The organism is Methanoregula sp., assembly GCF_041663825.1.
Taxonomy (GTDB): domain Archaea; phylum Halobacteriota; class Methanomicrobia; order Methanomicrobiales; family Methanospirillaceae; genus Methanoregula.
Genome location: NZ_JBAYLY010000002.1, coordinates 130,192 through 147,866, shown reverse-complemented (window position 1 = coordinate 147,866; position 17,675 = coordinate 130,192). Strand labels below are relative to the sequence as shown.

The 17,675-nt window shown below is 56.6% G+C and carries 20 protein-coding genes; 18 read left to right on the top strand and 2 right to left on the bottom strand.

Features of this window, described 5'->3' with window-relative positions:
* Positions 1-96: 96 nt before the first annotated feature.
* Both WCX19_RS01840 and WCX19_RS01835 read right to left on the bottom strand, forming a co-directional pair.
* Positions 97-615: a tetratricopeptide repeat protein gene (locus WCX19_RS01840; protein ID WP_373004105.1), complete on the bottom strand. Its 519-nt coding sequence runs from the start codon at positions 613-615 to the stop codon at positions 97-99.
* A 26-nt stretch (positions 616-641) separates the two neighbouring features.
* Positions 642-1,658, bottom strand: coding sequence for a DUF3821 domain-containing protein (locus WCX19_RS01835; RefSeq protein WP_373004103.1), 1,017 nt, complete (start codon positions 1,656-1,658; stop codon positions 642-644).
* Positions 1,659-1,829: 171 nt separating this feature from the next.
* Between WCX19_RS01835 and WCX19_RS01830 the strand changes: the two genes are divergently transcribed.
* The 18 genes from WCX19_RS01830 to WCX19_RS01745 all read left to right on the top strand — a co-directional run bounded on the left by WCX19_RS01830 (position 1,830) and on the right by WCX19_RS01745 (position 17,621).
* Entirely contained in the window at positions 1,830-2,798 is a 969-nt protein-coding gene (locus tag WCX19_RS01830) for a replication factor C small subunit (RefSeq protein ID WP_373004100.1), read from the top strand.
* A gap of 8 nt (positions 2,799-2,806) precedes the next feature.
* Positions 2,807-4,918 carry a minichromosome maintenance protein MCM gene (locus WCX19_RS01825; RefSeq protein ID WP_373004098.1) on the top strand — a complete coding sequence of 704 codons (2,112 nt, stop codon included), beginning with the start codon at positions 2,807-2,809 and terminating at the stop codon, positions 4,916-4,918.
* A 13-nt stretch (positions 4,919-4,931) separates the two neighbouring features.
* Positions 4,932-5,309, top strand: coding sequence for a dihydroneopterin aldolase family protein (locus WCX19_RS01820; protein WP_373004095.1), 378 nt, complete (start codon positions 4,932-4,934; stop codon positions 5,307-5,309).
* Positions 5,281-6,108, top strand: coding sequence for a TatD family hydrolase (locus WCX19_RS01815; protein WP_373004092.1), 828 nt, complete (start codon positions 5,281-5,283; stop codon positions 6,106-6,108). The genes WCX19_RS01820 and WCX19_RS01815 overlap by 29 nt, the downstream gene beginning before the upstream one ends.
* A gap of 68 nt (positions 6,109-6,176) precedes the next feature.
* A complete protein-coding gene (locus WCX19_RS01810; RefSeq protein WP_373004090.1) occupies positions 6,177-6,470 on the top strand; it encodes a DUF424 domain-containing protein in 294 nt (97 codons plus the stop codon).
* A gap of 3 nt (positions 6,471-6,473) precedes the next feature.
* On the top strand, positions 6,474-7,514 hold the full coding sequence (locus tag WCX19_RS01805; RefSeq protein ID WP_373004086.1) for a 60S ribosomal export protein NMD3: 1,041 nt from the start codon (positions 6,474-6,476) through the stop codon (positions 7,512-7,514).
* A gap of 14 nt (positions 7,515-7,528) precedes the next feature.
* Positions 7,529-8,407 (top strand): class I SAM-dependent methyltransferase family protein, encoded by an 879-nt coding sequence (locus WCX19_RS01800; RefSeq protein WP_373004083.1) that lies wholly within the window; start codon positions 7,529-7,531, stop codon positions 8,405-8,407.
* On the top strand, positions 8,404-9,570 hold the full coding sequence (gene coaBC, locus WCX19_RS01795; RefSeq protein ID WP_373004080.1) for a bifunctional phosphopantothenoylcysteine decarboxylase/phosphopantothenate--cysteine ligase CoaBC: 1,167 nt from the start codon (positions 8,404-8,406) through the stop codon (positions 9,568-9,570). The genes WCX19_RS01800 and coaBC overlap by 4 nt, the downstream gene beginning before the upstream one ends.
* Before the next feature lie 84 nt (positions 9,571-9,654).
* Positions 9,655-10,521 (top strand): pantoate kinase, encoded by an 867-nt coding sequence (locus WCX19_RS01790; RefSeq protein ID WP_373004077.1) that lies wholly within the window; start codon positions 9,655-9,657, stop codon positions 10,519-10,521.
* The gene (locus WCX19_RS01785) at positions 10,518-11,249 is read left to right on the top strand and encodes a 4-phosphopantoate--beta-alanine ligase (RefSeq protein ID WP_373004074.1); all 732 of its coding nucleotides are present in this window, start codon (positions 10,518-10,520) and stop codon (positions 11,247-11,249) included. The genes WCX19_RS01790 and WCX19_RS01785 overlap by 4 nt, the downstream gene beginning before the upstream one ends.
* Complete coding sequence (locus WCX19_RS01780) at positions 11,212-12,234, top strand: AAA family ATPase (RefSeq protein WP_373004071.1); 1,023 nt, start codon at positions 11,212-11,214, stop codon at positions 12,232-12,234. Before WCX19_RS01785 ends, WCX19_RS01780 begins: the two co-directional genes overlap by 38 nt.
* 331 nt (positions 12,235-12,565) lie before the next feature.
* Positions 12,566-12,910 carry a DUF5350 domain-containing protein gene (locus tag WCX19_RS01775; RefSeq protein ID WP_373004068.1) on the top strand — a complete coding sequence of 115 codons (345 nt, stop codon included), beginning with the start codon at positions 12,566-12,568 and terminating at the stop codon, positions 12,908-12,910.
* A 172-nt stretch (positions 12,911-13,082) separates the two neighbouring features.
* The gene (locus tag WCX19_RS01770) at positions 13,083-13,439 is read left to right on the top strand and encodes a hypothetical protein (protein WP_373004065.1); all 357 of its coding nucleotides are present in this window, start codon (positions 13,083-13,085) and stop codon (positions 13,437-13,439) included.
* A complete protein-coding gene (locus WCX19_RS01765) occupies positions 13,426-13,953 on the top strand; it encodes a nitroreductase family protein (RefSeq protein WP_373004061.1) in 528 nt (175 codons plus the stop codon). Before WCX19_RS01770 ends, WCX19_RS01765 begins: the two co-directional genes overlap by 14 nt.
* 36 nt (positions 13,954-13,989) lie before the next feature.
* Positions 13,990-14,328, top strand: a complete 339-nt coding sequence (locus WCX19_RS01760) for a DUF555 domain-containing protein (RefSeq protein WP_373004058.1) — start codon at positions 13,990-13,992, stop codon at positions 14,326-14,328.
* Complete coding sequence (locus WCX19_RS01755; RefSeq protein WP_373004056.1) at positions 14,325-15,221, top strand: carbohydrate kinase family protein; 897 nt, start codon at positions 14,325-14,327, stop codon at positions 15,219-15,221. The genes WCX19_RS01760 and WCX19_RS01755 overlap by 4 nt, the downstream gene beginning before the upstream one ends.
* A gap of 4 nt (positions 15,222-15,225) precedes the next feature.
* Complete coding sequence (locus WCX19_RS01750) at positions 15,226-15,882, top strand: diphthine--ammonia ligase (RefSeq protein ID WP_373004053.1); 657 nt, start codon at positions 15,226-15,228, stop codon at positions 15,880-15,882.
* Positions 15,882-17,621 (top strand): DUF2070 family protein, encoded by a 1,740-nt coding sequence (locus WCX19_RS01745; RefSeq protein ID WP_373004050.1) that lies wholly within the window; start codon positions 15,882-15,884, stop codon positions 17,619-17,621. Before WCX19_RS01750 ends, WCX19_RS01745 begins: the two co-directional genes overlap by 1 nt.
* Positions 17,622-17,675 lie beyond the last annotated feature (54 nt).

Here is a 17,675-nt window from a genome sequence, read left to right as displayed (position 1 = left end):
AGTACTTTTGTAAAAGAGAGGTATTCAAGGTATAGGCGTTGATAAGCGGTCGGAGCAGAGTACACACGCAGGGTGGCAGAATTCCAAAAAATTGTATTATGGGTGTTTCAGCGTCGGATCGAGCGCGGTGGCATTCGCGTACGCGGCATCCGCTTCCGAGATCCTGCCTTCAGCCCTGAGTGCATTGCCCTTGTTGTACCATGCGATGGATCGCAGGGTTGTCAGGTTCCCGGGTGCGTTGATCGCAACATCTGCTGCCGCAATGGCCTCATCATTCCTGTCCAGCATGGCCAGGATCCCGGCCCGGTTTGACTGGATCAGGGGCGTGAGGGAACTGACGTTTTGTGCGAGTGCAGCATCTGCCGCTTCCAGCGCGTCTTTGTAGTTCCCGGCATTTGCCAGATCCACGCTCTTTGAGTACAGTGAGCCGGCTGACGTGAAGGATGCTGACGTATTTGCCGGCACCACCGGAACCCACGGGCCCTGCTTTGTGAGGACCAGCCCGGCGACAACTGCAATGCAGATGACCAGCACAACACCAATTGCAAAGAGGTAAGTCCTAGGTATCCTTGTTGCGGGTTTTTTCTCCGCATTTTTGCTGTTTTTAGGGCTCATGAGATAAAAGAAGGGATGAATTACGATTAATACTTCCGTTTCACCGTAATTGCGAGTGCCGCGATGCCAAGACCGATGAGAGCAATTTCAGTGGGTAGTGGGGTATAGGTCGTCTTTTTCGGGATCGTTGTAGCCGACGACTGCGCGGTCACCTGCTGTATGGGAGTTATTAATCCCGTCACTGGGGCCGTCGTCCCGGCCGGGGCGGTCAGGGACGGCAGTACAGTCGGTGATGGGGTAAACGTGTCGGCAATAAAGGTAATGGGTTTGTCCCCGCTCCTGACCGTCCCGTATACCGCAGTACCATTGTAACTGCTGCTCATATGGTTGAGGTCCTGCGTGACCACAAAGGTATAGGTACCTGCCGAGTAAACGCTGCTACCGTCAGTACTTTTAGCGTTCCGGTCCCATGCAGGGCCGTTTTTCCAAATATACGGTGAGGACTTGATCAACGGGTTGCTGTCAAAGTTGAGAATCTGGGTGGTCGACGCTCCCAGGTTCCCGGTATAGATCTGGGGTATGACCGCTCCGGAAGGGGATGTAAGTTTTACAGTAAAAAAACTGTCTGCCGGGTTATAGTTAGGACGCTTTGAATAATCAAGCGCCATGTACAGGTTTGTATCGATCCTGTATGTGATATTCGCAGACATCGGGACTGACTGGCCTGTGATGTCTTTATTGGCATCAACATCCCAGATCGAGAGGTCAATCCGGGGCTCGTACAGGACAAAGACCGGTGTCTCTGGTTGAACATCGTGCGTGTACCAGGTGCCATTATAACCGGTGAAAATGTCAGGATTGACGTAGAACGATTTTGCATCCCCGGAAATTGTTACCGTCTTTGACGGCTCACCACTCCTGTCAGAACCGGCTGGCCACCATGCCATCACGGTGTGCCCATTCATAGGCGCGGTAAGGTCCAGGTTGCGCTCGCCAATAAAGACCGGTGCGCCATTGGTTACCTTGGTCAGGCTCGCGGCGCCCGGGACAAGAATGAGGCACATGAGCAGGAGAAAAACAAGAAGGATGCGGCTCGGTATCATGAAAAGTAATTTCAAAACTCTTATGATAAAGATTATTACATTCTCTAGTGATAGCAAAAGGACATTTTTCGGGCCATGCAGGATCGTGCCTGGATGTACCGGACACTTTGAGCAGGAAAAAACAACATAGTCCAAAGTCAATCTAGTCATACAACGCGAAGGAGGATGTGCATGGACGAGAACCATACTATCTGGATAGAGAAATACCGGCCGACAAAACTTGCGGATATTGTCGGGCAGGACGAGATAGTTGAGCGGCTCTCATCTTACGTAAAGTCTGGTAATCTCCCTCATCTCCTTTTTACCGGGAGCGCAGGTGTGGGAAAAACAACCGCAGCGGTTACCCTTGCGCATGAATTCTTTGGTGAGTCATGGCAGATGAACTTCCGCGAGCTCAATGCGTCCGACGAGCGTGGGATCGATGTGGTGCGCAACCAGATCAAGCAGTTTGCCCGCACGACACCCCTCGGGGATGCAACCTTTAAGGTCCTTTTCCTTGACGAAGCCGATGCGCTGACGACCGATGCACAGGCTGCGCTGCGCAGGACAATGGAAAGTTATGCGAAAACCTGCCGGTTCATCCTTTCGTGCAACTACTCATCGAAGATCATTGACCCTCTCCAAAGCCGGTGTGCGATCTACCGGTTTCGGCCACTTGCACCGCAGGCAGTAAAAGAGGAGATTGGCCGGATCGCAACAAAGGAGGGACTGAAGGTAACTCCCGATGCGCTGGATGCCATGGTCTATATTGCCCAGGGCGACATGCGCAAGGCGATTAACGCCCTGCAGGGTGCCGCGATTATTAGTACAACGATCGAGGCCCCGATGGTCTATGCGATCACATCCAATGCCCGGCCGGATGAGATCGAAGAACTCCTTCGGCTTGCCCTTGCTGGGGAATTTGACGGGGCCGAATCCCTGCTTATGCACCTGCTTCACGAACGGGGGATTGCACCGAACGAATTGATCAACCAGTGCTACCGGGCGCTTGTGAAACGCGGGATGGACAGGGCACTCAAAGTGGAACTGATAGATGCCCTTGGAGAGACCGATTTCCGGCTCTCGGAGGGGGGAAACAGCGACATCCAGATGGAGGCGCTGATCGCCCGGTTCGTGCTTGCGAGCACAAAGAAGCGGTGAGATAAAAAATGGAGAAGGCACCCGAACTGCACCAGGGAGACCGGACCGACGACTGGGCCCGGCTCCTCAAAAGCCGGTACAAAAAGGAGCTCGGCGAGATCTCGCGCCTGTACCCGCACAAGCGCTCGCTTTTTATCGATTACCGGCAGATTGAGCGGTTCGGGAAGGCGGGTATCACCCTTGCCGATGAACTGCTGGAGAACCCCGGCAAGGTGCTCGAAGATGTCTGGGATGCGATAAAAAGCAACCAGCTGATCCGCACGAAGGATGGGAAAGAGCCAAAAGCCGTCAATATCCGGTTCACGAACCTCCCGAAAAAGACCGCGATCCGCGAGATACGCTCCGATGATATCAATATGTTTGTCTCGGTCGAGGGTATCCTGCGGAAGACCACCGAGGTTCGCCCCCGGATCGTGGAAGCGGTCTTCAAATGCCCGGCCGGCCACTTCACAAGAAAGGTCCAGAAGTATGGTAAGTTTATCGAGCCGGATGGCTGTGCCACTGATGGGTGTACATTCAAGAAACTGGACCTGGTACCCAAGCGCTCCACCTTTGTCGATTCCCAGAAACTCCGGGTGCAGGAATCTCCCGAGGGTCTTAGAGGCGGCGAGCAGCCGCAGACGCTCGATATCGATGTGACTGATGATCTCACGGGGACGGTCGCGCCGGGAGACCGGGTCATCATCAATGGCATTCTCCGATCCATGCAGCGGATCGTGAAAGGCGAGAAGAGCACGGTCTTTGATATCTTCCTCGAATGCAACTCGATCGAGATCGCGGAAAAGGATTTTGAGGAGGTCGAGATCGATGAGAAGGCAGAGGACGAGATCAAAAAACTCTCCTGCGATCCGATGATCTACCGGATGGTCACCCACTCGATTGCCCCTACGATCTACGGGAACGAGGATGTCAAGGAAGCGATCACCCTCCAGCTCTTCGGAGGAATAGCAAAAGAGATGCCCGATGGGACCCACCTGAGGGGCGATATCCATGTGCTCCTGATAGGAGACCCGGGTATTGCAAAGAGCCAGCTGCTGCGCTACGTTGTGAAATGCTCGCCGCGTGCGATCTATACAAGCGGCCAGTCATCGACATCCGCCGGTCTCACGGCAACGGCAGTCAAGGATGAGTTCGGGGAAGGGCGCTGGACGCTTGAGGCAGGTGCGCTCGTGCTCGCTGACATGGGTATTGCCGCCGTCGATGAAATGGATAAGATGCAGAAGGAAGACCGCTCCGCGCTCCACGAGGCGATGGAGCAGCAGTCCATCAGCGTCGCAAAGGCCGGCATCACCGCGACGCTCAAGTCCCGGTGCGCGCTTCTCGGGGCAGCGAACCCGAAGTACGGGCGGTTCGACATGTACGGCGACATCTCCGACCAGATCAACATGCCGCCGTCGCTCCTTTCGCGTTTCGACCTGATCTTTATCATGACCGACCAGCCGGAGCAGAAAAGGGACCTTGCTATTGCCGAGCACATCCTCAAGGCGCACGGTGTAGGGGAACTCATCGCCCAGCACAAGATAACGCCGATCCCCGGGGTCACGCAGGAGTTTATCGACCAGCAGCTCAAGCCGGTCATGCCGGATATCGATCCCGCATTTTTCCGGAAGTATGTCGCGTACTCCAAGCGCACCTGTTTTCCGATCCTCTCTGCGGAGGCAAAAGAAGCGATTGTCGGATACTACCTCAAACTCAGGGGAATTGCAGAGCCCAACAAGCCCGTCCCGGTAACGGCCCGGCAACTGGAAGCACTTGTCCGGCTTGCAGAGGCGAGCGCCCGGATCCGGCTTTCAAACAAGATCGAGGTGAGCGACGCGGAGCGCGTGATCCATATTGTGGATGCCTGCCTGCGCCAGATCGCTTACGATGCAAAGACCGGGAACTTCGATATCGACAAGGTAGCGACCGGCATCTCCAAGGAGAAGCGCGATATCGTCCGGGTGATCAAGGATGCAATCCGGGATATTGGTGGCGAGGGACGGCGTGCCTCGATCGAGCAGGTGATCGAAGCCGCCGCCTCAAAGGGCTTTGCCCATGACAAGGTCCGGGAAGGGATCGATATGCTCCTGCGGCATGGTGAGGCGATGGAACCCAAACAGGGAATTATTCAGCTGATCTGACGAGGTGAACGTGATGCAACAAGGGCACAGAAACGGTGAGCACAGCGATCACGAACAGGCTATCTTCGAAGCCGGGATAAAACTCGGGGCGCTCTACCACCAATGGGTCGGGACACCTGTCTCGCAGGAATCTGCGGGAAGCGTGGAAGAGGCAATTGAAAAGGCCGTGATCCTCCAGCCCTTTGTTGAGGAGATCACGGTGAGGCTCGACCGTTCCTTAATGAAAAAGAATGTATTCGGGTACAGCGAACTCTCCGGTCTGATGTATAATGTGGAGATCGTGACCCGGGTGGGATTTTCGTACTGCCGGGCCGCTCTTGCTCCGGAGAATGGTTACCCGCTTATGAGGATCGTGGAGTGCCATGAGATCACGCATCTTTCCGATCACTGACGATCATATCCATTTCGATCCGGTGAACGGTCGTGGGGTCGAAGCGGCAAAGGATTTTCTGCACTCGGGCGGAACCCATATGTTCCTTGTCTCGAAACCTTCGTGGTCGCTTGGGATCGCACCGACCTGTGGCGCCGATTACGTGAAAGTCTTTGACGAGACGCTTCGGGTTGCAGGAATGATCCGGGAAACCGGGCTGATCGTTTTTCCTATCCTTGGCGTGCACCCTGCCGAGATCAGCCGGCTTGTCGAGCGCATGACACTTTCAGAGGCAGTTGGGGTGATGAAAGGCGGACTTGACTGCGCTTCTGATTATGTCCGGGATGGCCGAGCCGTGGCGCTCAAGAGCGGGCGGCCGCATTACGAAGTGAGCCCCGAAGTATTTGCGGCATCAAACGAGGTACTTTCCCACGCGCTCGAACTTGCAGCAGGATGCCGGTGTGCCCTCCAGATCCATGCCGAGAGCGGGCCGTGCGCCGATGTTGTGGACATGGCCGATGCTGCGGGTATGCCAGTCGGACGCGTGGTCAAGCACTACGGCTCACCCGAAACACCGCTCCACCCCTCGCTTGTCGCCCGGCACGAAGCGGTACCAGTCCTTGCGCGTGAGCGTCGATCGTTTACCATGGAGAGTGATTTCATGGACGAGAACTCGCGGCCCGGTGCCGTGACGGGGCCCAAATCAGTCCCGAGAATCACAAAAAAACTCCTTGAATCAGATGTGATCACCGAGGAGGACTGCTGGCGTATCCACGGCGAAACCCCGGAAAAAGTGTATGGCGTCAGGATCACGCTGTAACCGGCACAACCTGCGTGCCTTATTTTCCTCCCATCTTTTATCTGGTGGCTCGGCTAAACAGCTGATCAATGTTTCTCAAAATCCACCGGTCGCCCGGAACAGGTGACGTGGTTGCGGTCTGCGACCGCGAACTGCTTAATACGACAATCACCGGTGGCGACCTCAAAGTAATTGTATCTGAATATTTCTACGGCACCACTCCCGTGGACGAGGCAGCAGTCACCGAAGCCCTGAGCAAGGGCAACAACGTCAATCTTATTGGAGAACGCTCGGTTGGAGTGGCGGTAAAACTGGGACTTATCGCACGGTCGGACTGCATCATGATCGGCAGTGTGCCTCATGTCCAGATCTACAGGTTTTAAACCATGACAATCCAGGACCGGTTCTGCCCAAAATGCGGTAAACCTTCGGAGACTGATGGGCTCTGCATGAGCTGCCGGGCGGCAGATACCCCGTGGGCCGAATGCGATACGCGGGTGTCAAGTACTCACTGCCCCAGCTGCGGTGCAATCAAGCAGGTGAACACATGGACGGACACGGAACGTGATCAGGCAGCGCTTGCACCCGACCTTGCACGGAGTGCGGTACATTTCCACCCTGACGTGAAGAAACGCTCGATTGCCGTGGAAGTGCGCGATATCAGCCCCAACCGGTCCCGGGCCTACCTCACAATCATGGGTATCCTGTATGGTGTTTCCATGGAGAAGACCTGCACGGTTGAACTTGTCTGGCACAAAGAGCAGTGTGACCGGTGCAACCGGATCACCGGCAGTTACTACGAGGGGATCGTGCAGGTGCGTGCAGACGAACGTAAATTAAGCACGTTTGAGCTGCAGTCGGCTGGAGCCATCGCGACCCAGATTGAGGACTCTCTCATCGCAGGAGGCGAGAGGCTCTCGTTTATCAATGATATGACCGAGAACCGGGATGGTCTTGACATCATGGTCGGCTCGCAGCATATCGGCCTTATGATCGTGCAGGCAATAACGGCGCAATTTGGCGGGCAGTACACGACGCACCCGAAACTTGTCGGCGAGAAAAACGGGCGGCAACTTTTCCGTATCACATATCTTGTCCGTCTGCCCCACTACCAGCGGCATGACGTGGTCAAACTTGACCGGGTCTATGTTGAGGTGGAGCAGGTGGACTCCCGTCATGTGCGGGTCTTCGATCTGTCCGAGGGCCGGAGCCGTTCCATTAGAGAAGATGAGATCCTCCGGAAGATCGGTAATGCGCGGAATGCCCAGGCAGCACTTGTCGCGTATATTTCAGGAGGGATGATGGGGATTCTCGACCCTGATACCGGCGTAACAAAGGAATACAAAAAAAAGCCGTGGCAGACGATTGTGGCCGGGGAGAACGTGCAGGTACTCCGCGACGGGGATACCCTTGTCGTGATGAGATAATTTTTCGGAATATTATGCGAGCGCGGGCAGTCCGGGTGGATCAACTGACAGCGGTCCGCGATGCAGACTGGGTCGATGAGACCCGGCGTCCTTACGTGGAAGGGGAAACCGCCTGGGTGCCGGTGAAGGAAGGTTTTTCATTCGAGCGCGAGCTCCCGGACCGGCACGCGTACGGCGGTCGCGGTTTTTTCATACTGGGCGATGTGGCGGTCATTCATGGGACCCGGCCCACTGCTCAGGAAATAGATAAGATCATCAGTTTCCGGCACCCGCGCGGTGTACTCTGGATCGAAGCGCTTTCCGATGTGACCCGTACCCCCGAAACGGAGTGCCTGTGGGGCGATGTCGGCGAGGTGTGCCACCGGGAGAGTGGGTATACCTACCACCTTGATCCGCGGAAAGTGATGTTTGCGCAGGGGAACCGGGACGAGAAGATACGGATGGCCCGGCTCATCCGTGATGGCCCAAAGGATGCCCGGGTGGCAGACATGTTTGCCGGTATCGGTTACTTCACGATCCCGATGGCAGGAAGCGGGGCCCGGGTCCATGCGATGGAGATCAATCAGATTGCGTTTGAATACCTTAAACGCAACATTGCCCAAAACGGGCTTGGCGAACGGGTCGAGGCGGCCTGCGGGGACTGCCGCACGCTCCTTTCCGGCGACTATGACCGGGTCGTCATGGGGCATTTCGATGCGGTAAAAATTCTGCCCGTAGTCTTTTCCCACGTGCATGCGGGAAGTGTCCTCCACGTGCACAGCATCGGCGATGCGACTGAGGCGATCCAGGGCTGCGTTGAAGGCGCAGGTTTTTCTTCATCAATCCATGTACATAAGGTTAAGAAATACCGCCCGCACACATGGCATATAGTACACGACGTGACCCTTGCATGACCGTACAGACCCTTGCCGGAAAAGAGATCGTAATCGGCGTAACCGGGAGCATCGCGGCTGTTGAGACAGTAAAGCTGATCCATGCGCTGCGCAGGAAAGGCGCCATTGTCCAGCCGGTCATGAGCGCAGCGGCACAGGTGATCATCCACCCTGATGCACTCACGTACGCGAGCGGCAGGCCGACGATCACCCGGCTCTCGGGCATGGTAGAGCACGTGACCTTCTGCGGTGACGGCGGAAGTGCTTCTCTCCTGCTTGTTGCACCCTGCACGGCAAACACGATCGGCAAGATTGCATACGGGATCGACGACACCACGGTCACGACCTTTGCGACTACGGCTATCGGGAGCGGGATGCCGGTGCTCGTGGTTCCTGCGATGCACCACAGCATGTACCGGCACCCGGCGGTTATCCGGAATATCAAGACCCTTGAATCGTGGGGCGTCGGGGTTGCCGGCCCGAGGATTGAGGAAGAGAAAGCAAAGATCGCCGATATTGAAGAGATTGTTCTCCGATGTGAACGGGCGGTTCTCGGCCGACCGCTTGCCGGAAAAAAGGTGCTTGTCACGAGCGGGGCCTGCCGCGAACCGGTGGATGACGTGCGTGTGCTGACCACTCGCTCGAGTGGCCGAATGGGCCAAGAACTGGCACTCGAAGCATACCGGCTCGGCGCCGAGGTTACCATCGTTCACAACGATACCCTCCCCTGCGTGCAGAACGTGCCGGTTGAGACCTCGGGTGAGATGCGCGAAGCGGTCATGAAGTACCTGAAAAAAGGGAGCCCTGACCTGTATATCAGTGCGGCTGCCATCTCGGATTTTGCCCCAAAGAAGGTTGAAGGAAAGATTGCAAGCGGTAAACCGGTCACGCTTGACCTTTCCCCGCTCCCAAAACTGATCGACAGTGTCCTGAAGTGCAAAACCCGCGTCATCGCGTTTAAGATCGGGAGAACACCACTGCCCGAGGCAAAAGCGCTGCTCGCACGTGGCGCATGGATGGTGGTGACAAACACCCCCGAAAGCATGGGTGCCGCCACCGGCTCGTACCGGGTCCTGACCAAAAAGACAAAGACAGGCAAACCCATCGCCGGGACAAAAGGGGAAATTGCTGCCCTTATCTGGCAGGAGATCCTTTCGGGTATGAAAAAAACCGGTGTCTCTTGACCGGTGTCTGTCCCGCACACATCCGTGAGCACAACTCCTAAAAAAGCCGGACGTCCAACAGTGTATGACAGGTACCAGACTGCAATGACACCTGCATCCGTAACAGCATTCTGTCCCGGCCATATCTCCGGGTATTTCCGGAGAGTTGACGGTAGCAATTCGGCAACAACGGGAAGCTTGGGCGCCGGTATTGTGATAAGCGAGGGGGTGACGGCGATCGTAAGATCCGCTGACCGGTCATCGGTGGTTGTACGGGCCCGGTCACCCGAAGGGGTGCCCCGGGAAGTTTCCCGCACGTCCCCCCCACTCTGTTCGGCGCTCGATCGGCTGGGTGCCGCCGTCGCGGTAGAGACAGTCTGCCGGCTTCCTATCGGTGCCGGCTTTGGTCTTTCGGCAGCGGCGCTGCTTGCCACGCTCACCGCCACAAACCGGCTTCTCGATCTCGGGTTCACGGCCGATGAGATTGCTGAGATTGCCCACGAAACAGAAGTAATCTTCCGCACCGGCCTTGGTGATGTTGCCGCGTGCCAAGGTGGCGGGCGCGTGGTAAGGACCGGCCCCGGCATTAAGGGCACGATCTTCCGCAGTTTCGATCTTGATGCCCCCATCTGCGCCGTCAGTTTTGGCCCGATCCATACCCCGGACGTACTCGGATCACCAGCGCAGATGGCGCGGGTGGCAGCGGCTTTCCCCGCACGGCAGCCTGAAACGTACATGGATTTTTTTGCCTGCTGCCGGGAATTTTCGGCAAAAAGCGGGCTTGAGACACCTGTGGTCCAGATGGTGCTTGCCGAATGCGACCGGCACCACATTCCTGCGGCCATGACGATGCTTGGGGAAGGGGTATTTGCCTACGGCGACCATGCCTGTGACGTGCTCCGTTCGTTTGGCGAAATTTACGAAATGGGTATGGCCGATACCGGTGTCCGGCTCGTGGAGGTCGCCACATGATCCCCGAAGATCATCCCCGTTACAAATCGCTCGTCACCCGCGAACACCTTGCCGACTGCGCACGAAAAGGGATCGTCTCGTGGGAAGGCCTTACCTCTCACGGGCGCGGCGAGGCATTTGATTACCTGATCGGTGAAAAGACCAGTGATAGTGCCCGCCGGGCCGAGCGGACAGCTGCCGCCCTGCTCCGCACCGCGAGCCGCCCGGTCATCTCGGTGAATGGCAACACCGCCGCGCTTGCCGCACGTGAGATCGCGCTTCTCCAGAAGGCAAGCGACGCACTGGTCGAGGTCAACCTCTTCCACCGGACCCCGGAACGCGTGCAGCAGATAGAAGCCCTGCTCCGCGAGGCGGGGGCCGATGTCTTCTCGGGCGATGCCGAACGCCTGCTCCCGCTCTCGCATGACCGGGCCTTCTGCCGGCGCGAAGGGATGTATGCGGCAGATGTGGTGCTTGTCCCGCTCGAAGACGGAGACCGGTGTGAGGTGCTTGTCGGGATGGGGAAAAAGGTGATCGCGATCGATCTTAACCCCCTCTCCCGCACCGCAAAGAAAGCGACCCTGACTATCGTGGATGAAGTGACCCGGGCCCTGCCGGTGATTGCCGATGCCTGCTCGTCACTCACGGATGAGGAGTGCCGCGCACTTGTCGCGGCGCTGGACAACCCTGCGTTCCTTAAGGAAGCACGGGATGAGATGGCAGCGAGGCTTTGTCATGCTCTGGACTGAACGTTACCGCCCGGCGCGGCTTGAAGATATCAGGGGACAGGACCGGGTTATCCGACTCCTGACTTCATTTGCAGCCTCCGGCACAATCCCGCACATGATGCTTACCGGCCCACACGGGACCGGCAAGAGCGTGGCGATCCGGTGCTTCGCAGAGCGGCTGTATGGGGAGAACTGGGAAGCGAATACATCGATCTTCCAGACCTCCGACCTTTTTTCGCAGGGAAAAAAACTGCTTGAAGAGGACGAGCGGTATACTCACCTGTACCAGAAGGGCCAGAGCTTGATCGTGAACTTCAAGTATATCCTGAAATGGTATGCCTCGATGCGTCCTCTCGATGCGAACTTTAAGTTGATGGTCTTTGAGGACGCGCATGCCCTCACCCGCGATGCACAGCAGGGGTTGCGCAGGATCATGGAGCAGTACAGTGGCACCTGCCGGTTTGTCTTCACTACCACCAACCAGAGCGCGATCATCCCAGCGATCAGCTCGCGGTGTCTTCCGTTGTTCTTTGCACCGGTTACATCCGACGTTATTATTGCGCAGCTCGGGACGATCAGGGAACGGGAGCAGCAGGACGCACATTTTGCCTGCACAAACGACGATCTCGAACTTATTGCCGAGGCCGCGCAGGGGGATATGCGCCGGGCAATCCTGATGCTTCAGGTCGCATTTAATGCCGGCTCCTGCAGAAACCTTGCCGCGCTGTCGCAGTCGGAGACTGACACGGTCGCAGCCTCTGCCCTCAACCTGTTGAAAGCAGGCGACCTGCGGGGCGGTATCCGCCAGCTCGAATCGCTGATGATCGATTACGGGCTGTCGGGCCGGGAAATCCTTTTTGAGATCCGGACTATTGCTCACCGGGAATACAACCACCCGCTGCTTGCGCTCGCCCTTGCCGAGGCAGATGCCCGTATGGGACATGCGAACAGTGAATATATTCAGATTGATGCCTTTGCAACCCGTGTAAAGGAGATCTTCTCATAATTACAGCAAAACCGGAGTGGATCCAACAGCACTACGATGTAATTGCCGAAGTCTATGACACTCACCACGATTACCCCCACGGGCAGTGCTACCAATACACACATCACCCGTCATCTCATGGACACTCTGCCTGAAGGTAGCGCACTCCTCGATATCGGATGCGGCACCGGCCTCTTTATCAAGCTCCGGATTCCACAGATTGCGTATAACATCTGTGTGGATACAAAGGAAATCCGAATGATTGAGGGTGTTTTTTTGCGTTTAAGGGGGAAGGAACCCCTCCCCAACCTTTATCAGCCACACGGCAGAATTACATAAGGAGTTTTAACACATGGGCAAGACAGGTACAACCCTCTGGTCACAGGTAAAGGGCGTCAAGGGCCAGATTCGGCTCGTCCCGAAAAAAGAAGGCGAACGCAAGAGCCCGGGACCAAACCAGAGATTCAAATCAAGCATCAACTTAAAGAAAATCGATCAGGCAGCAGCTGAAGAGCAACGTGGCGGCCGTGGTGGCGCACGGCGTGGCGGCGGCCGTGGTGGCCGTGGGGGAAGACGCGGTGGCGACCGGTCCGGTGGCTCAGGCCTGAACGAATCTACCGCAAGCCCGCTCATCCGCAGGCGCATGCGCCGCGCGAAAGTTTCCGCGCTTGGCATGAAGGCAAAGGCCTCACGGTAACCTTTGAGCATTCATTTTCTTACGGCTGGCCCGTGACTGGTGGATAATAAACGGGGCATACCCCTGCCCCGCGAGCAATTTTTTAATTTGTTTTCCGGAGCAGGCGATGTACGTTTTTTATTCCAGCCGTTCCAAGCATAATTATCATTTATCTCCAGCGACTATGGTGAGTATGGATCTTCCAACCGCAGTGAAAAGTTACCAGTTCGGCGAACGGGCAAAATCCGAACTGATTGTCATCTCCCAACTCTGCCAGGCGCTCACCGGTTTTGCCGACACCCAGAAGAGCGGCGGCAGGAAAATGCTTCTTCTCCTCATGGAGCAGGTCAGGAGCGAAGTACTCTTTGCTGCAGGAAGCACAGGGGAGAAGGATTTTGAGCGGGCGGCAAATTTCTTGAACAATGCGATCTCTCTCGTGGAGAGCGACCAGCCCGAACAGGCCGTAGAGAAACTCGCCGCGGCCATCAGCGCATCCACCACCCCGGCGCAAGTAGCATGGCAGGTACTCTCGGATCATGAACTCCTCTGATTTTCAGGGCTTTCTCTCGTGCCGGTCATCGGTGCGGGAATACGAGGAAACACCGCTTTCAGAGGATGAGATTGGTTATATCCTTTCCTGTGCGAGCACTGCACCGAGCGCCGGCAATCTCGAAGCATGGGATGTCGTGGTGGTTACTGATGAAGAGGTCCGGCTCGCACTTGCGGCCGCAGCGTTCGGCCAGCAGCATATTGAAGACGCACCCGCACTTTTTGTAGTCTGTGCGAATTACGTGCGCTCAATGTCGCAGTACGGCGAACGGGGCATCCTCTACGCAGTCGAAGACGCAACCATTGCCTGCACGTACATGATGCTTGCCACCCATGCCCGGGGCCTTCATTCCTGCTGGACCGGGGCGTTTGATGAGGACGAAGTGCGGGAAGCCCTTGGGCTGCCCCCACATATACGGCCGCTTGCGATTCTCGCGGCAGGCCACGGTCACCCGCCGGCTCGGCTGGCGGAGCGCATGGATACCGGGGAGCATGTCCACCGCGATGTGTGGTAAACCGGGTGGGAATACTAAAACAAGGGAGACACAAAAATGCCGGACTATCAGGTAACACTGGAATCAGCGTGGTACATCAAGGAAGCAAAGTCACTTGATGATGCCATTGGGATCGCGATCAGCGAAGCAGGAAAACGGCTCAACCCGTCGGCAAAGTTCGTGGAGGTCGAGGCGGGCATGCTTGCCTGTCCGTTCTGCGATCAGCCGCTCTCAAGCGCCATCGTGGTTGCGGATACCGCGCTCGTCGGCCTTGTGCTTGAGATGAAAGTTTTCAGGGCCGAATCAAAGGAGCATGCCGGCCGTATTGCAAAGTCGGTGATCGGAAAAGCCATTCGTGATATCCCACTGAAATTGCTGGATGTGCAGGAACTATGATCCATATCGTCGGGCACACAGCAGTCGATCACATCTCCCGCGTGCATCACCTCCCCGCAGCAAACCAATCGACACACATCACCGACAGGCAGATATTTTTCGGTGGCGGGGCGGCCAATATTGCAGCGGGAATTGCCATGCTCAGCGAAGAAGTCACGCTCCACTCCTGCGTCGGTAACGACTTTGCCGGCAGCGACTACGAGCAGTGGATGAAAAAACTGGGCATCCACCGGCAGTTCTTTGAGGTGCCGGGAACTCACACACCAACCGCGTTTATGTTTACTGACGACGCCGGCAGCCAGATGACATTCTTTGAATGGGGCGCTTCAAAAGCGTTTGCGACCGCCGAAGCACCGTCACTGCCCCTTGTCCACATGGCAACAGCCGATCCTGATTTCAACTGCCGGGTGGCGGAAAAAAGCGAGTTTGTTTCTTTTGACCCGGGGCAGGACGTATTCTGGTACACAAAAGAGCAGCTTGAATCCATTATTTCCAACACAGATGTCCTGTTTGCCAACCAGCACGAGGTAAAACAGATGTGCACGACGCTCGGGGTGACACGAGAAGCGCTCATCAATGAGGTCAGCATGGCGATCTTTACCATGAGCGGGGACGGGAGCACACTGTACATGAACGGTATGGCGCATTTCATCCCGGTCGTGCCGGTTACACTCTCTGACCCGACTGGCGCCGGCGACGCGTACCGGGCCGGGTTCCTCTCTGCTTATGTCAGGGGCTACACTCCTCTTTCCTGCTGTCGGATCGGGACAGTTACCGCGTCCTTTGTCGTGGAGCACGTCGGCTGCCAGACGCACCTGCCCACATGGGAGCAGATGGTTGAGCGGTACCAAATGCATTTTGGCGCGCTGGAACAACCGCCATTACGAGGTTAATATCATGAGCTGGGCATCACTTACGTCGGGAGGCAAGGATTCCATGCTTGCCTGCCAGAAAGCGATCGATGCAGGAAAGGATGTCCGGTACCTGGTCACCGTCAGGCCGAAGAATTCCGAGTCCTACATGTTCCATTCGGCGAATCTCGACGCGGTGCCGGTCATCGCCCGGCTTGCCGGTATGGAGTACGTGGAGATCACGACCGAAGGGAGAAAGGAGGAGGAACTCGCCGATCTCGAGGCAGGGCTTGCCGGGCTCGATATCGAGGGAGTTACGGCCGGTGCGGTTGCCTCGGCATATCAGGCAGACCGGGTAAAGGCGATCACCGACCGGTTGGGTATCGATCTGTTTACCCCGCTCTGGCACCTGGATACCGAAACACTGCTCCACGAAGTGGCAGAGCGCATGGATGCGATCCTTGTGGTAACGGCAGCCGAAGGGTTAGACGAGAGTTTCCTTGGCGCCCATATCAATGCCGATCTGATTGGCCGGCTCAAACGTGTTGCCGCAAAATACCGGATTAACCTTGTCGGGGAAGGCGGGGAATACGAGAGTCTGACCTTAAACGCCCCGTTCTATTCTCGTCCCTTGACATACACGACCACGGAGGTCCGGGTGGGAACAGGCCGGTCGGAACTGGTTCTTGGGGGCTTTGCCTGATGGCCACCGGAAGTGATGTCAAACTCGGGCAGCTCACGAAATATGTGTTTACGGCCCCATCGTGGCCGGTCTCGCTTCTTATTCTCGTCATCCTAGGCATTGTCATTGACGGTGCGAGTGCCCGCGCTTGGGTGTATTTCCCGTTCTCGGGCACGCTTGCCTTTACCCTCCCGGCGATTGCTGCATTTTTCCTGACAAAACCTATTATCGAGCACTCCGACAAGACAATGACCTGGAACCGGTCGGCGCTCCTTGCACTCTCCTGCACAGTCTTTGCCGTTATTATCACCTTTGCCTCGCTTGTTGGGGGTATTAAGTATCTCCCGCTCTTCTACGGGATCTCTCTTGGATTTGTTTTTGGCCTGCGCCTCTTCGTGCTCGTTGCGATTTCGGATTACCGCGTGTCACGGATGATCCTGCCGGCAATTACCCAGAGCGGTGTGGGTGTTCTTGTGGGGTTTTTCCTCTTCTCACCCGAATGGGCGGTCTTTGCCCTTGTCCTCCATATCGTCTTTGGCCTCGGTTTTGCCATCCTTATCTGGCTAATCGAGCGCCCGCTTTACCGTGCGTTCCATATACGGGGGCTCGCGTTTGTCAACGCGTTCATCGCGCACATGACAGATGGCTCGTCAAAGGGCATGGAGCATTTCTTCCGGGATATCGGCGAGGAGATTTTTGTCCCGCAGGTCTGCCTCTTTTTCCGTCGCGTTTCAAAGAAACCCGTACTCTTTACCGTCCCTAACCTGCATCCCGGCCCTATGGGCGAGATCGGGGGTGGCAACCTGCCCCGGGTTATCCACGACCGAATGGAAGAGGAGACGCTTGTCGCCCATGGATGCGCTACGCATGATTTCAACCTTGTCTCTGAAAGCGAGATCGAAAAAGTGATCGATGCAATCGAGCGCACAAAAAAGGACCGGGTCTACCTGCCCGGGGCAACCCGTTCCGGCCGACTTTCCTGCGGCTCGGTCCATGTGCTGTACCAGCGCTTTGGTGAGGCGATGATGATCGTTACAACCCGGTCACCGCAGAAGACCGAGGACCTGGATTTCTCCATTGGCATGGCGATCATGGCCGAAGGGCACCGCTGGTTCCCGCACGTTGCGTTTGTCGACGGCCACAACTGCATGACCGATCTTTCCTCCCCCGTACTCCAGGCAACCCTGACGGCAACCGAATACGAGCGTGGTGCGATGCAGGCGATGGAGGCATGCCGCACGGCAGAACTTACGCCGTTCTCCATCGGCTACGCCCGCCAGCACCTGCCCTATACCCGTGAGCAGGGATTTGGCGATCTCGGTGTGCAGGTCATGGTCGTGGAAACTGCCGGCCAGAAGACGGCATACGTGCTGTTTGATGGCAACAACATGGCCACCGGTGTCCGCGACATCATGCTTGAAAAAATTCTCACACTTGTCGATGCGGCAGAAGTGATGACGACCGACTCCCATGTGGTCAACACGATCACCGGGAAGAACCCGGTGGGCCTGGCTATCCCGGTCGAAACGTTCCTTCTCTCGGTCCTGCAAACCGTGCAGGCCGCGATCGATGACCTCGAACCATCAGAGTGTGCAGCAACAACGGCGCAGTGTGAGCATATCGTGGTTTTCGGGTCCAACCGGATATCTCAGCTCGCGAGCACCGTGAACGCGATGCTCGTCTTTGTAGCTCCGCTCTCGCTTGCGATGCTGCTGCTGGCATTTTTGTTATCGCTGGCGGCGTATCTGTTGATGGTGTGAGACCGGATTATCAGAATTTTTAGATGGCCACAAGCCAGTGTTAACAACGGATGG